Source organism: Klebsiella sp. LY (assembly GCF_004010915.1).
GTDB lineage: Bacteria > Pseudomonadota > Gammaproteobacteria > Enterobacterales > Enterobacteriaceae > Klebsiella > Klebsiella quasipneumoniae.
The window spans coordinates 4,233,520-4,253,148 of sequence record NZ_CP022444.1 but is presented as its reverse complement, the minus strand read 5'-3'; the positions used below and the strand labels follow the sequence as shown (position 1 = coordinate 4,253,148).

At 60.6% G+C, this 19,629-nt stretch carries 15 protein-coding genes; 7 read left to right on the top strand and 8 right to left on the bottom strand.

What is annotated here, in order from left to right:
- Positions 1–25: 25 nt before the first annotated feature.
- Positions 26–1,228 carry a serine-type D-Ala-D-Ala carboxypeptidase gene (dacC, locus tag CE636_RS23805; RefSeq protein WP_004201290.1) on the bottom strand — a complete coding sequence of 401 codons (1,203 nt, stop codon included), beginning with the start codon at positions 1,226–1,228 and terminating at the stop codon, positions 26–28.
- Positions 1,229–1,483: 255 nt separating this feature from the next.
- Here dacC and CE636_RS23800 point away from each other — a divergent pair, with 255 nt between their 5' ends.
- Positions 1,484–2,110 carry a glutathione S-transferase family protein gene (locus CE636_RS23800; protein ID WP_017900142.1) on the top strand — a complete coding sequence of 209 codons (627 nt, stop codon included), beginning with the start codon at positions 1,484–1,486 and terminating at the stop codon, positions 2,108–2,110.
- A 2-nt stretch (positions 2,111–2,112) separates the two neighbouring features.
- On the opposite strand, the gene CE636_RS23795 is transcribed toward CE636_RS23800, so the two are convergent.
- A complete protein-coding gene (locus CE636_RS23795) occupies positions 2,113–3,222 on the bottom strand; it encodes a PQQ-dependent sugar dehydrogenase (RefSeq protein ID WP_004201287.1) in 1,110 nt (369 codons plus the stop codon).
- A 115-nt stretch (positions 3,223–3,337) separates the two neighbouring features.
- Entirely contained in the window at positions 3,338–3,721 is a 384-nt protein-coding gene (bssR, locus tag CE636_RS23790; protein ID WP_004201285.1) for a biofilm formation regulator BssR, read from the bottom strand.
- 377 nt (positions 3,722–4,098) lie between these two features.
- Here bssR and CE636_RS23785 point away from each other — a divergent pair, with 377 nt between their 5' ends.
- A complete protein-coding gene (locus CE636_RS23785; RefSeq protein ID WP_017900143.1) occupies positions 4,099–5,340 on the top strand; it encodes an oligosaccharide MFS transporter in 1,242 nt (413 codons plus the stop codon).
- A 235-nt stretch (positions 5,341–5,575) separates the two neighbouring features.
- A complete protein-coding gene (gene rimO / locus CE636_RS23780; protein ID WP_004141985.1) occupies positions 5,576–6,901 on the top strand; it encodes a 30S ribosomal protein S12 methylthiotransferase RimO in 1,326 nt (441 codons plus the stop codon).
- Positions 6,902–7,488: 587 nt separating this feature from the next.
- Here rimO and gsiD read toward each other — a convergent pair.
- The 5 genes from gsiD to iaaA all read right to left on the bottom strand — a co-directional run bounded on the left by gsiD (position 7,489) and on the right by iaaA (position 13,787).
- A complete protein-coding gene (gsiD, locus tag CE636_RS23770; protein ID WP_004886276.1) occupies positions 7,489–8,400 on the bottom strand; it encodes a glutathione ABC transporter permease GsiD in 912 nt (303 codons plus the stop codon).
- Between the two features lies 1 nt (position 8,401).
- Complete coding sequence (gene gsiC, locus CE636_RS23765; RefSeq protein WP_004886274.1) at positions 8,402–9,322, bottom strand: glutathione ABC transporter permease GsiC; 921 nt, start codon at positions 9,320–9,322, stop codon at positions 8,402–8,404.
- A 72-nt stretch (positions 9,323–9,394) separates the two neighbouring features.
- On the bottom strand, positions 9,395–10,936 hold the full coding sequence (gene gsiB / locus CE636_RS23760) for a glutathione ABC transporter substrate-binding protein GsiB (protein ID WP_004886272.1): 1,542 nt from the start codon (positions 10,934–10,936) through the stop codon (positions 9,395–9,397).
- A gap of 32 nt (positions 10,937–10,968) precedes the next feature.
- Positions 10,969–12,828, bottom strand: a complete 1,860-nt coding sequence (gsiA, locus tag CE636_RS23755) for a glutathione ABC transporter ATP-binding protein GsiA (protein WP_017900145.1) — start codon at positions 12,826–12,828, stop codon at positions 10,969–10,971.
- A gap of 17 nt (positions 12,829–12,845) precedes the next feature.
- Entirely contained in the window at positions 12,846–13,787 is a 942-nt protein-coding gene (gene iaaA / locus CE636_RS23750; RefSeq protein WP_017900146.1) for a beta-aspartyl-peptidase, read from the bottom strand.
- A gap of 235 nt (positions 13,788–14,022) precedes the next feature.
- Here iaaA and moeA point away from each other — a divergent pair, with 235 nt between their 5' ends.
- The 4 genes from moeA (at position 14,023) to CE636_RS23730 (ending at position 19,504) form a co-directional block, all read left to right on the top strand.
- Positions 14,023–15,258: a molybdopterin molybdotransferase MoeA gene (gene moeA / locus CE636_RS23745; protein WP_017900147.1), complete on the top strand. Its 1,236-nt coding sequence runs from the start codon at positions 14,023–14,025 to the stop codon at positions 15,256–15,258.
- On the top strand, positions 15,258–16,013 hold the full coding sequence (gene moeB, locus CE636_RS23740; protein ID WP_017900148.1) for a molybdopterin-synthase adenylyltransferase MoeB: 756 nt from the start codon (positions 15,258–15,260) through the stop codon (positions 16,011–16,013). The genes moeA and moeB overlap by 1 nt, the downstream gene beginning before the upstream one ends.
- A 154-nt stretch (positions 16,014–16,167) precedes the next feature.
- Complete coding sequence (locus CE636_RS23735) at positions 16,168–17,067, top strand: glycyl-radical enzyme activating protein (protein ID WP_004886257.1); 900 nt, start codon at positions 16,168–16,170, stop codon at positions 17,065–17,067.
- Positions 17,068–17,071: 4 nt separating this feature from the next.
- Positions 17,072–19,504 (top strand): formate C-acetyltransferase/glycerol dehydratase family glycyl radical enzyme, encoded by a 2,433-nt coding sequence (locus tag CE636_RS23730; RefSeq protein ID WP_017900149.1) that lies wholly within the window; start codon positions 17,072–17,074, stop codon positions 19,502–19,504.
- Positions 19,505–19,629 lie beyond the last annotated feature (125 nt).

Below are 19,629 nucleotides of genomic sequence, written 5' to 3'. Positions count from 1 at the left end.
CGCCCCGCCGGGCGCGGTCATGACATCAGGAGAACCAGCTGCCGAACCAGCCGTGCAATTTCATCAGTACGAAGTCGATCATTCGGCTGAAGAAACCGCCCTCTTTCACCGGCTCCATGACGATCAGCGGGCGCTGCTCGATGGTTTTATCATTCAGCTTAAAGTCGATAGTCCCGACCACCTGCCCCTTCTCCAGCGGCGCGGTAAGCTGCGGCTGGTTTAAGGTGTAGCTGGCTTTCAGGTTTTTCAACTGCCCCTTCGGCAGGGTGATAGAGCCCGCTTCGCCAGCCCCCAGTTTCGCTTCGCTGCTGTCGCCAAACCACACGCGCTGAGTGACGAAGGTGGCATCCGGTTTAATCGGCGTCACGGTTTCATAGAAGCGGAAGCCCCAGGTCAGCAGTTTTTCTGACTCGTTAAAACGAATGCGGTCGGTTTTGGTCCCCAGCACCACGGCAATCAGACGCATATCGCCCTGCGTGGCCGAAGAAACCAGGTTATAGCCGGCCCCGGCGGTGGTCCCGGTTTTCACGCCATCGGCGTTGAGGTTGGTGCTCCACAGCAGACGGTTACGGTTTGGCTGACGAATTTTATTAAAGGTGAACTCTTTCTCTTTATGTACCGCGTACTCTTCCGGTACATCGTGGATCATCGCTTTGGTCAACAACGCCATATCGCGAGCGGTACTGAACTGTCCCGGCGCATCAAGGCCGTGAACGGTCATAAAGGTGGTGTTGGTCAGCCCCATTTTTTTGGCGTAGCCGTTCATCAGGCTGACGAAAGCGTCCTGGCTGCCCGCCACGTAGTCCGCAATGGCAATGCTGGCGTCGTTACCGGACTGAATGATGACCCCTTTGTTCAGATCTTCCACGGAAACCTGCATGCCGGGCTTGAGGAACATCACCGATGAGCCGCGCAGCGCCGGGTTGCCGGTCGCCCAGGCATCGCGCCCGACGGTCACCATATCGGTCAGTTTAATTTTTCCCGCTTTTATCGCCTGCCCCACCACGTAGCTGGTCATGATCTTCGTCAGACTGGCCGGGTCGAGTTTTTCATCGGCATTGCCTTCGCTCAGCACCTTCCCGCTGGCGTAGTCCATCAGGATCCAGGCGCGAGCGTCAATCGAAGGGGCGTCGGGGAGTTGTTCTGCAGCCTGCACCGCAGGTGCGACAAGAAATAACAGCGCGCAACCTGCCGCGAGGCCGCGAAGGGAAAAAGCGTCATGCATCATAAGAGCCACCCAAGTATCCTTTCCAAACAAAATATGCCGCGCCACTCTGACCGCGCCGCAGCAACCGGTGAGTAAAGCGTACAAATGACCTTAAAGAAACAGCGAGTTGGTAAAGTTTTTAAAGTTTACGCAATAACATGCCGCCGTGCTTTAATCAGAACAATTTTTTTGATCGTGATTGCCTAAATATTAACTTTATCCCAACATGATCGCCGATCGCGCTGCAACGGCAGTGAAACAAACTCAGGAGCGAAAATGATTACACTGTGGGGACGTAATAATTCGACCAACGTGAAGAAAGTGCGCTGGGTGCTGGAGGAGCTGGATCTGCCGTATGAGCAGATCCTCGCCGGGCTGGAGTTTGGTCTCAATCATGACCCGGAATATCTGGCGATGAACCCCAACGGGCTGGTGCCGCTGTTAAAGGACGATGCCACCGGGGTGGTGTTGTGGGAATCAAATACGATTATTCGCTACCTTGCCGCCCAGTATGGCGTTGACCGTCTGTGGCTGGCCGCGCCGGCGCAGCGCGCGCAAGGCGAAAAGTGGATGGACTGGTCCAACGGCACCCTCTCTCCCGCTCATCGCCCGGTGTTAATGGGCCTGGTGAGGACGCCGCCGGAGCAACGCGACCCGGCGGCGATCGCCGCGGGGATCAGCGCCTGCGAAGCGCTATTCGCCATGCTGGATGACGAACTGGCCAAAATGCCGTGGCTCTCTGGCGAGCAGTTCGGCCTTGGCGATATTGCCGTCGCCCCCTTCGTCTACAACCTGTTGTCGATCCTCGACAGCTGGCAACCGCGGCCCCATCTGCAGCGCTGGTATCAGCAGATTAGCCAGCGTCCCGCCTGGCGCGAAGTGGTGCAGATCCCGGTCACCTGACGCTACTTCTCCGGACTCAGCCGCAATAGCTCGCCGTTAGACTCGTCGGTTAACACATACAGATAGCCGTCGGGTCCCACGCGAACGTCGCGGATGCGTTTCCCGCGCGCCTCCAGCAGGCGCCCCTCCTCGCGGACCTGATTGCCGTCCACCGCCAGAACAATCAGCGACGTCTCCTTCAGCGCGCCGATAAACAGCTTATGTTGCCACTGGGGAAAGGTCTGCGCCGCGTAGAAGGCCATCCCGCTTACCCCGGGCGAGACCGGCCAGACATACAGGGGAGGCTCGGTTCCCGGAACCGTTTTGCCCCTGGCCTCCGGAATGGGCAGGCCGCTGTAGTTAATGCCGTGCGTCGCCAGCGGCCAGCCGTAGTTTTTTCCCGCCTGCGGGATATTAATTTCATCCCCGCCGCGCGGGCCGTGCTCGTTCAGCCACAGCGCCCCGCTCCACGGATTTATCGCCATTCCCTGCGGGTTGCGGATGCCGTAGGCCCAGATCTCCGGCCTCACGTCGGCCCGGCCAACAAAGGGATTATCCGGCGGCACACCCCCGTTCTCCGTCAGGCGGACCACTTTTCCCTGCAGCTTGTCGAGATCCTGAGCGGTGGGACGCTGATTGTTCTCCCCGAGGCCAATAAAGAGATGCCCTTTGCCGTCAAACACCAGCCGGCCGCCAAAATGATTGCCGACGGAGAGTTTCGGCTGCTGGCGAAACACCACGGTGAAATTCGTCAGTTGGGTGGCATCCTGGCTCAACTGCCCGTAGCCCACCGCGGTGCCCGCTTTGCCGCTGGCGTCGCTTTCCGCATAGCTTAGCCACACCCGCCGCGACTGCGCGAAATCCGGGGCCAGCGCCACGTCCAGTAAGCCCCCCTGGCCGTTGGCCCACACCTGCGGCACGCCGGCTATCGGCGCCGACAGGCCTTTACCCGGTTGCCAGCGCTTGAGCTCGCCGCCACGCAGGGTGATCAACATGCCCTGGTCGCCGGGGAGAAATGCCAGGCTCCACGGATGGGCCAGCCGGTTCTGCAATACCTCCACCCGCGCCGCGGCCTGGCTCAGGGCCGGCAGCGACAGGGCGCTCAATAGCAACAGCAGCGGGATCGGACGCATGGCATTCTCCTTTCGTCAGCTCTGCGCTAAAGGGTAGCCAGCGGGGAAATTTGCGCGGGGATTTTTACATAACCTTTAACAGGGGAAGCATCCACTTCCCCTGGGTTTCAGCCGATCAGGCATGAGGAATTGGCGACAATTTATTCAATTTATGAATATTTGAAGTCAATCCTGTCAGACAGCGTTCTAGCTTCTCTACGTTAACAGCGATGTACAGCGGACAATCATGATGCCCGCTCATCAGGCATACTGCAGCGGCGGCGACGGACTCGCCGGCCAAACGAAGGGCATCCTTTTCCTCCGGTGAAATGACATGCTGCAGGCGCGGCGCCTGGGCACGCATTTCACGGCAAAGCTCAAACAAGTTTTCACGCAGATGGTCATTTTCGCTGACTGACATGTAGCCTTTGGCCTTCCGCAGCTGCAGATAGGCGTCAATATCGATATTGGCGTTAATGAGCTTCTGCAAAAGGTGGCGGTATAGTCTGTCAACGGTCATCACGGTTCCTCCTCTGTCGTCCTTTACCCTATCCATAATACGGTTATTTTTTGTACAAAATGATGCGCCAGGTCAATTATTCCCAAGACTTTAACACCCTTTACAATTTGACAACCTTGCCGCTTTGTCAGGTCTACAACAAAAATAATGTCACACGATCACATTTAATTTCGCAAAGAAACAAAATCGCCATAATCGCCATTAAGTGGCCAAAATAGTGCTGCAATGATCACATTATATCGCAGACGCTATTGCACGATCGTAAGACAGAATGCCATAACAAATCATTACTGTAATACGTATAACATTTAATAAAAACAGCGACCGCGGCCGCGGTTCGCTGATAATCTCTCTGCCCGTTTGCAAGGAACTGAACCATGACGCCCGGTAAAAGAAACTACCTTCTGTTGAGTCTATTCGATTTCCTCTACCTGTTCGCCTGGTCGTCGACCATGGCTTTCTTTGTCATTTGGACCACCCAGCATCTTGGCATCAGCGCCACGAAAACCGGCCTGCTCTACTCGGTAAACGCCTTTATCGCCCTGCTGATGCAGCCTTTCTTCGGCTTTATTTCCGACAAGTTCGGCCTGAAAAAACGGCTTATCTGGCTGCTGGTGACCCTGCTCCTGCCGGTAGGCCCCTTCTTTATCTACGTTTACGCGCCGCTGCTGATGCACAGCTTCTGGATTGGCGCGCTGCTGGGGGGGATCTATCTGGGGATCATCTTTAACTCCGGCTGCGGGGTGATCGACTCTTATATCGATAAGATTTCCCGCCGCTACCAGTTCGAATACGGTCGGGTGCGGATGTGGGGCTCGTTAGGCTGGGCGGCAGCGGCCTGGATCGTCGGTAAATATATCGACAGCAATCCCAATCTGGCCTTCTGGCTCGCCAGCCTCGCCATCGTCATCGCCGCCGTCTGCTTTATGCTGACCAAAATCGAATTAACCGACGCCGATGTAGCGCGAAGCGAATCGCTGAAGGTCTCCCATGCCCTCGAGCTGGCGAAGAACGGTCAGTTCTGGATGCTGCTGCTCTTTACCCTGTTCGTCACGCAAATTTATGACACCTACGATCAGCAGTTTGCCCAGTACTTCTCGCAACAGTTCCCGACGCCGGAGGAAGGCAACCGCTGGTATGGGATCCTCGCCTCCATTCAGGTGTGCGGCGAAACGCTGTTCTTATGCCTGATGCCGTGGTTTGTTAACCGGACCGGCGCCAAGTGGGCGCTGATCATTGCCGGGCTGATCATGTCGGTACGTATTGTTGGTTCGGCGGTGCCTCTCGGACCGGTGTGGATTGGCGCAGTAAAAATGATGCATGCCCTGGAGAAACCGTTAATTCTGGTGTCGGTCTTTAAATTCATCGCCGCCAACTTCGACCACAAGCTCTCTTCGACAGTCTATTTACTGGTGCTGTTTGTCGCCTCGATCGCCACCGCCATTTACTCCCCGCTGGCTGGCTATCTGTACGATACCATTGGCTTCGCCGACACCTATCTGATCCTCGGCGGCATCGCCGGGCTCTTTACTTTGATCTCTGTCTTCACGCTGCAGGATAAGCGCGAGCCGAAAAAGCCCGGCGCCGCCCCCTCCGGAGCCGTCACCCCGGCGCAATAAGTCTCTGCCCGGCAGCAACGCCGGGCGTGAATCGCCGCCTGCGCGCACGGCTTGCCGGAAGCGTTTCCCGCCCCTCTGCTCCGGGGCGTGCGGGATCCGCTTTAGCGGCAGGGGCATGAAAGGCAGGGCTGGGTGCGCTTTTTCACCATTAACCGTGACGGAGCTATACTCTTTTTCGCAAAGATCTGTAGAATTCCTGCCCTGACCATTCCAATAATTGAACACTTTTTAAGCTATGAGCAATGTCACGCACCAGCCGAAAATCGGCTTCGTCTCCCTGGGCTGCCCGAAAAACCTCGTGGACTCAGAGCGTATCCTGACCGAACTGCGCACCGAAGGTTATGACGTCGTCCCTACCTACGACAACGCCGATATGGTGATCGTTAATACCTGCGGCTTTATCGACAGCGCTGTGCAGGAATCGCTGGAAGCGATCGGCGAAGCGTTGAAAGAGAACGGCAAGGTGATCGTCACCGGCTGTCTCGGCGCAAAAGAGGATCAGATCCGTGAAGTGCACCCGAAGGTGCTGGAGATCACCGGTCCGCACAGCTATGAGCAGGTGCTGGAGCACGTCCACCACTATACGCCAAAGCCGAAGCACAACCCGTTCCTGAGCCTGGTGCCGGAACAGGGCGTTAAGCTGACGCCGCGCCACTACGCCTACTTAAAAATTTCTGAAGGCTGCAACCATCGCTGCACCTTCTGCATTATTCCGTCCATGCGCGGCGACCTGGTGAGCCGTCCGATTGGCGAAGTGCTGGCGGAAGCCAAACGCCTCGCTGACGCTGGCGTGAAAGAGCTGCTGGTGATTTCGCAGGACACCTCCGCCTACGGCGTCGACGTCAAGCACCGCACCGGTTTCCACAACGGTATGCCGGTGAAGACCAGCATGGTCAGCCTGTGCGAAGAGCTGGCGAAGCTCGGCATCTGGGTGCGCCTGCACTATGTCTACCCGTACCCGCACGTTGACGATGTGATCCCGCTGATGGCAGAAGGCAAAATTCTGCCGTACCTCGATATTCCGCTGCAGCACGCCAGCCCGCGCATCCTGAAGCTGATGAAGCGTCCAGGTTCCGCTGACCGTCAGCTGGCGCGCATCAAGCAGTGGCGTGAAATCTGCCCGGATCTGACCCTGCGCTCCACCTTTATCGTGGGCTTCCCGGGGGAAACGGAAGAAGATTTCCAGATGCTGCTCGACTTCCTGAAAGAGGCGCGTCTCGACCGCGTCGGCTGCTTCAAGTACAGCCCGGTTGAAGGCGCCACCGCCAATGAGCTGGCGGATCAGGTGCCGGAAGAGGTGAAAGAGGAGCGCTGGAACCGCTTTATGCAGCTGCAGCAGCAGATCTCTGCCGAGCGTCTGCAGGAAAAAGTGGGTCGCGAAATCCTGGTGCTGGTGGATGAAGTTGATGAAGAAGGCGCCATTGGCCGCAGCATGGCCGACGCCCCGGAAATCGACGGCGCGGTCTACCTGAACGGCGAAACCCGCGTTAAGCCGGGCGACGTGGTGCGGGTGAAAGTCGAGCACGCCGACGAATACGACCTGTGGGGAACCCGGGTCTAGTCCAGCTTCCCGGATAGCGGCTTAGTGCATTCCCCAGCCTACGGAGTCCTCCCGTAGGCTCCCCCCCCAGGCCCCCGCAAGCGCAGCGCCGCCGGGCAAGCGTTGATGACCTTCCAGGCAACCCTGTTGCGCCGTTATTTTGCCGGGTGGCGCTACGCTTACCCGGCCTACGGGGTCCAGTCCCAATATGTGAATCGCCGCCGGACATGGGGCCGCTGAAACTGCCGGTGCTGGCGGCCTCAACATCGCTGAGACGTTCCCGGAAGGCCGGGGCAGCCCGCATGGATGCGGGCTGAGGGCCATGTTTTGCACGGACGCTGCCTCGGCCCGACCCGCAGCCTGCAGGGATAAGTCGAAGGCACCACGAAGTGGCGATGTTGCTGGCCGGAGCCCGGGGGTACAGGGGGCGGCGGCGACTGGCCGCCCCCTGTGCGCTCCCTGCGCCAAGCCAGACATAACGCAGAAAATTAACCGGGAGCGCAATGTGCGCTGACGCCACACGTGATAAACGCTTTTCCCGGGCAGAGAAAGTGGCAACCGATGCAGCTTATCCCCCCGTCGTGCGCCAGACCGTCACCCGACGTCCCCTACCCCTTTAACTTCGGATCCAGCGCATCGCGCAGGCCATCCCCCAGCAGATTAAACGCCAGCACGGTCACGAAAATCGCCACCGCCGGAAACAGCGCCACGTGCGGGGACATCACCATATCCGCCCGCGCCTCGTTGAGCATCGCGCCCCACTCTGGCGTGGGCGGCTGCGCGCCGAGACCGAGAAACGACAGACTGGCCGCCGAAATAATCGATACCCCAATGCGCATGGTGAAATAAACCACGATCGACGACACCGTCCCCGGCAGGATGTGGTGGAAGAGGATGGTGGCATCGCTGGCGCCAATGCTGCGCGCCGATTCAATAAAGGTCTGCTGCTTTAATACCAGAGTGTTGCCCCGCACCAGCCGGGCGAACGCCGGGATCGAGAAGATCGCCACGGCGATAATCACGTTGGCCATCCCGCTGCCCATGACGGCGACCACCGCGATCGCCAGCAGGATCCCCGGAAAGGCGAACAGCACGTCGCACAGACGCATAATCAGCCGGTCCCACCAGCCCTCATAGTAGCCGGCCAGCAGCCCAAGCACCGTGCCGATGGCCGCACCAATCAGCACCGCCAGCACCCCGGCGGCCAGCGAGATCTGCGCCCCCACCAGCACCCGGCTGAAAATATCGCGCCCCAAAGAGTCGACACCGAACCAGTGCACCAGCGAAGGCCCCTCGTTAAGCCGGTCGTAGTCGAAATAATTTTCCGCATCGTACGGCGCTATCCATGGGGCGACGATGGCCACCGCAATCAGCAACAGCACGAAAATACCGGCGCCCATGGCCACCGGCTGACGCCGAAAGCGCCGCCAGAACTCATGCCAGGGGGTATGGATTTCGCCGGGCCTGATGCCCGGCATGGCGTTCAGCGCCGCCTGCCTTCTCCAGTTAAGCAATCGCACCTTACTTATACCTGATAGCCGGGTTTATGGCCGCGTACAGCACATCCACCACTAAATTGATAAGAATAAACTCCAGCGAAAAGAGCAGCACTTCCGCCTGAATCACCGGGTAATCGCGCATTTCTACCGAATCGACCAGCAGTCGCCCCAGCCCGGGCCAGTTGAAGACCTTCTCCACGACGATCGAGCCGCCGAGCAGGAAACCGAACTGCAGCCCCATCATGGTGACCACCGGGATCATCGCATTGCGCAGACCATGCTTGAGCACCACCCGCGTTTCGCTCACCCCTTTCGCCCGGGCGGTACGCATATAGTCTTCATGCAGCACATCGACGAACGACGCGCGGGTAAAGCGCGCCATCACCGCCGCCACCGCCGCGCCGAGGGTCAGCGACGGCAAAATATAGTGCCGCCAGCTGTCGGCGCCCACCGTCGGCAGCCAGCCCAGCTCAACCGAAAACACCTGCATCAGCAGCATGCCGAGGGCAAAGGCCGGAAACGAAATACCGCTCACCGCCAGCGCCATTCCCAGACGGTCAGGCCAGCGATTGCGCCACACCGCCGCCGCGATCCCCGCCGCCATGCCAAACAGCACCGCCCAGCTCATGCTGGCCAGCGTCAGCCACAGGGTGGGCATAAAGCGGCTGGCTATCTCACTGGCAACGGGACGCCGCGAGGCCATGGACATGCCAAAATCGCCGCGCAGCACGTTGGTGATGTAGTGCCAGAACTGGACGTGCAGCGGCTGGTCAAGCCCCAGCTGCTGGCGCACCATCGCCACCACCTGGGCATCGGCCTCTGGTCCGGCAATCAGCCGCGCCGGGTCGCCGGGCAGCATATGGACGAAGAGAAACACCAGCACCGCGACGATTAGCAGGGTGGGGATCAGCCCCAGCAGGCGCTTAATCACATAGTTGAGCATCGTACCTCCACAACCCGCCCCGCGGAAAAACCGCCCTCCGCCCACTAGCGCCGGAGGGCATCATCTCGACCTTCACGGTGTTAAATCTGCCTGTTCGAAGCTGAAGCCGGTGTCCGGCTGGATATAAAAGCCGGTGAGGTTCTTGCTGTGGGCGGAGACCAGTTTCTCCACCACCAGCGGCACCCACGGCGACTCTTTCCAGATAATATCCTGCGCCGCTTTGTAGAGTTTGGTTTTCTCTTGCGGATCGGTGGTTTTCAGCGCCTCGCTCAGCGCGCTATCCACCTGCGGGTTGCTGTAAAAAGCGGTGTTGAACAGGGTCGGCGGCCAGTTTTGGGAAGCAAACAGCGGCGACAGCGCCCAGTCGGCTTCGCCAGTGGAGGCGGACCAGCCGGTATAGAACATCCGTACCCCGCTCTCTTTCTGCCCTTTACCTTCCACTTCCGCCGCCCGCTGACCGGCGTCCATCGCCGTCACCTGCGCCTTTATGCCCACCTGTGCCAACTGCTGCTGGGTAAACTGCAGCACTTTCTGCGCGGTGCTGTGGTTATGTGACGACCACAGCGTAGTGCTAAACCCGTTGGGGTAGCCGGCCTCTTTTAGCAGCTGGCGCGCTTTCGCCGGATCGTAAGGCCACGCGGGGTAGCTCTGAGCGTAGGCAATCGATGGCGGCACCACGCCGGTCGCCGGGGTGGCATAGCCGGCAAACGCCACCTTGACCAGCGCCTGGCGGTTGATGGCGTAGTTGATCGCTTCGCGCACCTTCGGATTATCGAACGGTTTCTGCGTCACGTTCATGCTGATGTAACGCTGCATGATCGACGGACTGGCCACCAGCTCCAGTTTGCTGTTTTTCGCCAGCAGCGGCGCCTGCTCGTAGGGGATCGGGAAGGCAAACTGCGCCTCGCCGGTCTGCAGCATCGCCGCCCGGGTATTGTTATCGACCACCGGTCGCCAGGTAATGGAATCCAGCTTCGGCAGCCCCGGCTGCCAGTAGCCATCGAACTTGCTGACCTTCACGAAGTCGGTCTGGTTCCAGGTATCGAGCTTATACGGCCCGGTGCCCACCGGGTGGAAGCCGATATCCTTGCCATATTTTTTCAGCGCCGTCGGCGAAATCATCGCTGTCGCCGGATGGGCGAGAATATTAATAAACGCCGAGAACGGCTGTTTAAGGGTGATTTTCACCGTGGTCGGATCAACCGCCTCGGTGCTGGCGATATTTTTATACAGGTTATAGCGCTTGAGATGGTTTTCCGGGTTGCTGGCGCGGTCGAGGTTAGCCTTGACCGCCTCGGCGTTAAAGTCGGTGCCATCCTGGAATTTCACCCCGCTGTGCAGCTTGATGGTGTACACCAGGCCATCCGGCGACACGGTGTAGCTCTCGGCAAGGACATTTTGCAGCTTCATCTCTTTATCAAGGCCGAACAGGCCTTGATAAAAGGACTTCGCCACCGCCTGCGACAGAGTATCGTTGGCATCATAGGGGTCGAGCGTCGTGAAGTTAGACCCGACCGCCACCACCACATCTTTGGCGGCAAAAGCGGGGGCGCTCGCCAGGGCCGCCGCGATACTCAGCGCCAGCCACCATTTGCGTGAAACAGGTTGTGTCATCGTGTTCTCCTGAAAAGGTGCGTTATGTGTTGTTATGTTCTGCCCAGCACGTCGGCGGCGTCGCGGGCGACGAAGTGGCCCGGCCCAACTTGCTGCAATGGCGGGCTGGCGATCTCCTCGCCCCGCTTATAGATATTGCCCGGGACGTCATCAGACAGCAGGACCCGCTGCGGATGACGGTAGGCCGGGTCGGCCACCGGTACGGCGGCCATGAGCTTACGGGTATAGGGGTGCTGCGGGTTTTCAAACACTGCGCGGCGCGGGCCGATTTCGACAATCCGGCCGCGATACATCACCGCCACGCGGTGGCTGATGCGCTCCACCACCGCCATATCATGGGAAATAAACAGAAACGCGATGCCCATCTCGCGCTGCAGGTCGAGCATCAGATTGATAATCTGCGCACGAATGGAGACATCCAGGGCCGACACCGACTCATCGGCAATCACCACCTTCGGATTCAGTGCCAGCGCGCGGGCAATGCAGATCCGCTGCCGCTGGCCGCCGGAAAAGGCGTGGGGGTAGCGCCAGGCATGCTCCGGCTGCAGCCCCACGCGCTTCAGCAGCCAGGCGACCCGCTCGCGCGCCGCCTCCCTGTCCAGCAGGCCATGCACCCGCAGCGGCTCCATAATCGAATCGCCGACCGTCTGGCGCGGATCGAGCGAGGCGTAAGGATCCTGAAAAATAAACTGAATATTGCGCCGCAGGGACTGCAGCTTGCTGCCGGAGAGGGTATCGATCCGCTGACCGTCGAAGGTAATGGTGCCGCCCTGGGTCTCAACCAGCCTCAGCAGCGCCCGGCCGGTGGTCGACTTGCCGCAGCCGGACTCCCCCACCAGAGAGAGGGTCTCTCCCGGCCAGAGATCAAAACTCACCTTCTCCACCGCATGCACTTCGCGCGTCACGCGATTGAGCAGCCCGCCGCGCACCGGGAAACGGGCCACCAGATCGCGCACCTGCAGAATCGGCTCCCCCGCCACCACCGTGTCTGGCGTTTCTGTCTCCGCCAGCGGCTGCCCCGGCAGCGGAAAGCGGCGCGGCAGATCCCGACCGCGCATCTCCCCCAGCCGGGGGACCGCCGCCAGCAGCGACTGCGTATAAGGGTGCTGCGGTGAACGGAAAATCTCCTCGACGCTGCCGGTCTCCACCGCCTCGCCGCGATACATGACCAGCACCCGATCGGCGATATCGGCCACCACCCCCATGTCATGGGTGATAAAGATTACCCCCATCGCCATCTCCTTTTGCAGGACGGCGATAAGTTGCAAAATTTGCGCCTGGATGGTGACATCCAGCGCCGTGGTCGGCTCGTCGGCAATCAGCACCGCCGGCCGACAGGAGAGCGCCATGGCGATCATCACCCGCTGGCGCATGCCGCCGGAGAGCTGGTGCGGATAGCGTGAGAGCATCTCTTCCGCCTGGGGAATACGCACCTGGTCGAGCATCTTTTTTGCCGCGCGCAGCGCCTCTTCGCGCCCCAGCCCCTGGTGCAGACGCAGGGATTCGGCGATCTGCTCGCCGATGGTGAACACCGGGTTCAGCGAAGTCATCGGCTCCTGAAAAATCATCGCCAGGTCCGCGCCGCGTACCCGGCGCATTTCGGCCTCCGATTGCTCATTGAGCGCGATCACCTGCCGGTTGCGCCGTCGCAGCCACAGCCCCTCGCTGCTCACCTCGCTGCTGGCGGCGTCAAGCAGACGCATCAGCGCCAGAGCGGTGACCGATTTTCCCGAACCAGACTCCCCGACAATCGCCAGCGTCTCGCCGCGGCGCAGGCTGAAGGAAAGCTGACGCACGGCCTGCACCTCTGGCGCATCCTGCTGGCGAAACGCCACGTTCAGGTTGCGCACCACCAGTACTTCGCAGGTATCCGTTTCGTGAGTTTGCGGCACTCTCCCTCTCCCTTGTTCTATTCGCGATAAATGCCAATGGTCGGCGTATCGCCGGCATAGCACCAGGCGCGGTACATGCCTTCGCTGTTAAACGGTAAAACGACGTTGCCTTCGCGATCGACGGCAATCAGTCCGCCGCTGCCGCCGAGGGCCGGCAGCTTCTCCATCACCACCCGCTCGCAGGCAGAATAGAGACTGAGCTGACCGTACTCCATCAGGGCGGCGATATCGTAGGCCGCCAGAGTACGCATAAAGACTTCGCCGGTGCCGGTGCAGGAGACCGCCACGCTGGCGTTGTTGGCGTAGCACCCCGCGCCCGGCAGCGGGCTGTCGCCAACGCGTCCGGGCAGTTTGTTGGTCATGCCGCCGGTGGAGGTCGCCGCCGCCAGATTGCCGGCCAGATCGAGCGCCACCGCCCCGACGGTGCCCATTTTCTGGCGTTCGTCGAGCGGAGCGGCATGGTGGTCAAGGATGATCTCCCCACCCGCTTTCGCCTCCTGCAGCTGCAGCAGGCGCTCGGGGGTGGAAAAGAGATCGTTATCGACGCGCGCCATTCCGTGGGAGAAGGCGAAATTTTCCGCCCCCTCACCGATCAGCAGCACGTGCGGGCTCTTCTCCAGCACCAGACGCGCCGCCAGCACCGGATTACGTAAATGTTTGACCCCGGCCACCGCCCCCGCCTGCAGGCTGTAGCCGTCCATCACGCAGGAGTCCAGTTCGTGGGTTTGATCGTGGGTAAATACCGAGCCGATCCCGGCGTTAAACAGCGGACACTCCTCCAGCAGACGGACGGCCTCGGTCACGGCATCCAGCGCACTGGCGCCCGCAGCCAACATTTTCTGTCCGCTTTCGACGATAGCCGACAGCGCCGCCACGTACTCCCGCTCCCGCTCCGGCGTCATCTGCGCGCGAGAAATCGCCCCTGCGCCGCCGTGAATTGCTATAACCGCCTTGCCCATTTCGCCAGTCCTTAACGATGAAGTGGATAGCCCCCGCCCTGTCGTAGCGCGTCGCGGCGCCGGTCACGTCAGGAATAAGGGTATTGATATCATTATATTGCTGAATGTCTTATACAATTTTTGAATATAGAAAGAGCGGCGGGCGATGTAAAGCCTCGTACCCAGGTGGCATACAGCCCGCGCCGCTTTTCTGCCATAATAGGCGTTTTCGCCGTTTTGCCCGCAGGAGTGACCCATGGATTTTACCGCCGGACTGATGCCGCTCGACACAGCCCTCACCCAGATGCTCGATCGTATTACGCCGCTGAGCGCCACGGAAACTGTACCGCTGTTGCAGGCCTTCGCGCGCGTTACCGCCCATGACATTATCTCCCCGCTGGATGTCCCCGGCTTTGATAACGCGGCGATGGATGGCTATGCCGTCCGGTTGAGCGACCTTCGCGACGGCGCGGCCCTGCCGGTCGCCGGGAAGGCCTTCGCCGGCCAGCCGTTTCACGACGCCTGGCCCACCGGCACCTGTATCCGCATTATGACCGGCGCGCCGGTGCCTGCAGGCTGCGACGCGGTAGTCATGCAGGAAGAGACTGAACAGACCGACGCCGGCGTGCGCTTTACCGCGCCGGTGAAAGCCGGGCAGCATATTCGCCGCCGCGGAGAAGATATCGCCCATGGCGCGGTGGTCTTCCCGGCGGGAACGCCGCTGACGGTAGCCGAGCTGCCGGTGCTGGCCTCGCTGGGCATTGCCGACGTCGAGGTGGTGCGCAAGGTTCGCGTCGCGGTCTTCTCGACCGGCGATGAGCTGCAACTGCCGGGTCAACCGCTCGGCGACGGCCAGATTTACGATACCAACCGCCTGGCGGTGCATCTGATGCTCGAACAGCTGGGCTGCGAGGTCATTAACCTCGGCATTATTCCTGACGATCCGGCGCAACTGCGTGAGGCCTTTATCGCCGCCGACCAGCAGGCCGACGTGGTCATCAGCTCCGGGGGCGTCTCGGTGGGCGAAGCCGACTACACCAAAACCATTCTTGAAGAGCTGGGGGAGATCGGCTTCTGGAAGCTGGCGATCAAGCCGGGCAAACCCTTCGCCTTCGGCAAGCTCAGCAGCAGCTGGTTCTGCGGCCTGCCGGGCAACCCGGTTTCCGCCACCGTCACCTTCTGTCAGCTGGTGCAGCCGCTGCTGGCGAAGCTCTCGGGCAAGTACGGCCCGCTTCAGGCAACTCGCCTGCGGGTACGCGCCGCCACACGACTGAAAAAGTCGCCGGGCCGCCTCGATTTTCAACGCGGTATTCTGCAGCGCAACCCGGACGGCGAGCTGGTGGTGACCACCACCGGCCATCAGGGCTCGCACATATTTAGTTCCTTCAGCCTCGGCAACTGCTTTATCGTGCTGGAGCGCGAGCGCGGCCACGTTGAAGCGGGCGAATGGGTCGAGGTCGAACCGTTTAGCCATCTGTTTGGGGGGCTGTAATGGCCGTGGAGCTGAGCGATGAAGAGATGCTGCGCTATAACCGGCAGATTGTTTTGCGCGGTTTTGATTTTGACGGCCAGGAGCGGCTAAAGGCCGCTCGGGTGCTGGTGGTCGGCCTCGGCGGGCTTGGCTGCGCCGCCGCGCAGTATCTGGCCGCCGCCGGGGTGGGGCAGCTCACCCTGCTCGATTTCGACACCGTCTCGCTCTCCAATCTGCAGCGCCAGACGCTGCACAGCGATGCCACCCTCGGCCAGCCTAAGGTGAATTCCGCCCGCGAGGCGCTGGCGCGCATTAATCCGCACGTTCATCTGGTGCCGCTCAATGCCTTACTGGATGAACCGGCGCTGGCGGCGCAGATTGCCGGGCACGATCTGGTGCTCGACTGCACCGACAACGTCGCCATCCGTAACCAGCTCAACGCCGGCTGCTTCCGCCACCAAACCCCGCTGGTTTCCGGGGCGGCGATCCGCATGGAGGGGCAGATCAGCGTCTTCACCTATCAGCAGGGCGAACCCTGCTACCGCTGCCTGAGCCGCCTGTTTGGCGAAAATGCCCTCACCTGCGTCGAAGCCGGCGTGATGGCCCCGCTGGTGGGCACTATCGGTTCCCTGCAGGCGATGGAGGCCATTAAGCTGCTGACCGGCTACGGCACCCCTGCCAGCGGAAAAATCGTGATGTACGACGCCATGACCTGCCAGTTTCGTGAAATGAAGCTGATGCGCCACCCGCAGTGCGAGGTATGCGGCTCGCACTAACCCCCCTACCGGCGACGAGAGTCGCCGGTGGTTTTGTGACCGCTCTCGTTATTTTCTCCCCTCTGACTTATCCCCATCCCGCTTGTTGATTTGCGTCAATATAACTTTCATTCGAAAGTGTTTTTATATTCATACGCAAACAAGAGGGTAAGCCATGATCTTCAATATCCAGCGCTATTCCACCCATGACGGCCCAGGGATCCGCACCGTCGTCTTCCTGAAAGGCTGCTCGCTGGGCTGCCGCTGGTGCCAGAATCCGGAGAGCCGCGCCCGCAGCGAAGACCTGCTGTATGACCCGCGCCTGTGCCTTGCCGGCTGCGAGCTGTGCCAGCAGGCGGCGCCGGCGGTTATCACCCGCACCCTCGATGGCCTGATCATTCACCGGCAACACGTTAACGACAGCCATATCGCCGCGCTGCGCGACTGCTGCCCCACCACCGCGCTCACGGTGTGCGGCGAAGAGAAGAGCGTCGAGGAGATCATGGCGACGGTGCTGCGCGATAAACCCTTTTACGATCGCAGCGGCGGCGGCATCACCCTTTCCGGCGGCGAACCCTTTATGAATCCGGGCCTGGCGCGGGCGCTGTTCGAGGCCAGCCATCAGGCAGGGATCCATACTGCTGTGGAAACCTGCCTGCACGTCCCCTGGAAATACATTGAACCGGCTTTACCCTTCGTCGACCTGTTTCTCGCCGACCTGAAGCATGTCGACGAGGCCGTTTTCCGGCAGTGGACCGACGGCAGCGCCCGCCGGGTGCTGGACAACCTGCAGCGTCTGGCGCAGGCGGGGAAAAACATGATCATTCGCGTGCCGTTAATCCAGGGATTCAACGCCAGCGAAGCCGACATCACCGCCATCACTGATTTTGCCGCCGACCGCCTGCGGGTCAGCGAAATCCATTTCCTGCCCTACCACACGCTGGGAATGAATAAATACCAGTTACTCAGTCAGCCCTACACCGCACCGGATAAACCGCTGGATGCTCCCGAGCTGCTCGCCTTTGCGCAGGATTATGCGCGGAGCAAGGGGCTAACGGCGATCTTACGAGGATAACCTTATGACGACTCTGAAACTCAACACCCTCAGCGCCCGCATCCAGGCCCATAAAATGGCGCTGGTGCATATTGTCAAGCCACCGGTCTGTACCGAACGCGCCCGCCACTACACCGAGATGTATCAGCAGCATCTTGATAAGCCAATCCCGGTGCGTCGTGCCCTGGCGCTGGCGCATCACCTTGCCGAGCGCACCATCTGGATCAAGCACGATGAGCTGATCGTCGGCAACCAGGCCAGCGAAGTGCGCGCCGCGCCGATCTTCCCGGAATACACTGTCAGCTGGATCGAGAAAGAGATCGACGATCTCGCCGACCGCCCCGGCGCCGGCTTCGCGGTCAGCGAAGAGAACAAGCGCGTGCTGCATGAAGTGTGCCCGTGGTGGCGCGGCCAGACCGTACAGGACCGCTGCTACGGCATGTTTACCGATGAGCAGAAAGCGCTGCTCGCCACCGGCATTATTAAGGCAGAGGGCAATATGACCTCCGGCGACGCCCACCTGGCGGTCAACTACCCGCTGCTGCTGGAGAAAGGCCTGGACGGCCTGCGTGCAAAAGTCGCCGAACGCCGGTCGCGCATCAATCTGACGGTGCTGGAAGACCTGCACGGCGAACAGTTCCTGAAAGCGATTGATATAGTGCTGGCGGCGGTCAGCGACCACAGCAAACGCTTCGCCGCGCTGGCGCGCGAGATGGCGACGGCAGAATCCCGTGACGCACGCCGCGAGGAGCTGCTGACGATTGCCGAAAACTGCGACATCATCGCCCATGCGCCGCCGAAGACCTTCTGGCAGGCGCTGCAGCTGTGCTACTTCATTCAGCTGATCCTGCAGATTGAATCCAATGGCCACTCGGTCTCGTTTGGCCGCATGGACCAGTACCTCTATCCGTACTACCGCCGCGACGTTGAGCTGCAGCAATCGTTGGATCGCGAACAGGCCATTGAGCTGCTGCACAGCTGCTGGCTGAAGCTGCTGGAGGTTAACAAGATCCGCTCCGGCTCGCACTCCAAGGCCTCGGCCGGCAGCCCGCTGTATCAGAACGTCACCATCGGCGGCCAGAACCTGGTGGATGGCCAGCCGCAGGACGCGGTCAACCCGCTGTCGTATGCCATCCTGGAATCCTGCGGTCGTCTGCGTTCGACCCAGCCGAACCTCAGCGTGCGCTACCACGCCGGAATGAGCAACGATTTCCTCGACGCCTGCGTCCAGGTGATCCGCTGCGGCTTCGGTATGCCAGCGTTTAATAACGACGAAATCGTGATCCCGGAATTTATCAAGCTGGGTATTGAGCCGCAGGACGCCTACGATTATGCGGCCATCGGCTGTATCGAAACCGCGGTCGGCGGCAAATGGGGCTATCGCTGCACCGGCATGAGCTTTATCAACTTCGCGCGGGTGATGCTGGCGACGCTGGAAGGCGGCCGCGATGCCACCAGCGGCCAGGTGTTTCTGCCGCAGGAGCACGCCCTGTCGAAAGGCAACTTCGCTAACTTCGACGAGGTACTGGCCGACTGGGACCGCCAGATCCGCTACTACACCCGTAAGTCGATTGAGATTGAGTACGTGGTCGATACCATGCTGGAAGAGAACGTCCACGATATTCTCTGTTCGGCGCTGGTGGACGACTGCATCGAACGGGCGAAGAGTATCAAGCAAGGCGGCGCGAAATATGACTGGGTGTCCGGTCTGCAGGTGGGCATCGCCAACCTCGGCAACAGCCTGGCGGCGGTGAAAAAGCTGGTCTTCGATCAGGGCGTTATCGACCAGCAGGAGCTGGCGAAGGCGCTGGCGGAAGATTTCGACGGCCTGACCCACGAGCAGCTGCGCCAGCGGTTGATCAACGGCGCGCCGAAGTACGGTAACGATGATGACAGCGTGGACGCATTGCTGGCGCGGGCCTACCAGACCTATATCGACGAGCTGAAGCAGTATCACAACCCGCGCTATGGCCGCGGCCCGATCGGCGGCAACTATTACGCCGGCACGTCGTCTATCTCCGCCAACGTGCCGTTCGGCGCGCAGACCATGGCGACGCCGGATGGCCGTAAAGCGCACACCCCGCTGGCGGAAGGGGCCAGCCCGGCCTCCGGAACCGACCATCTGGGGCCGACGGCGGTCATCAGTTCGGTGGGTAAACTGCCCACCGGGGCGATCCTCGGCGGCGTGCTGCTTAATCAGAAGCTGAATCCGTCCACCCTGGAGAACGAGTCCGATAAGCAGAAGCTGATGGTGCTGCTGCGCACCTTCTTCGAGGTGCATAAAGGCTGGCATATCCAGTACAACATTGTCTCGCGCGACACGCTGCTGGAGGCGAAGAAACACCCCGACCAGTACCGCGATTTGGTGGTGCGCGTCGCCGGGTACTCGGCGTTCTTTACCGCCCTGTCGCCGGATACCCAGGACGATATCATCGCCCGTACCGAGCATACGCTGTAACCCCTCAGGCCCGCTGGCGCGACGCTTAGCGGGCCTTCCCTGTCCTGCAGGCCGGGAAAGGCAACGCCGCCTCCCGGCATTTTCTGAATGCATGAACTTTCATTCGAAATAAATTTGTGCTCCCC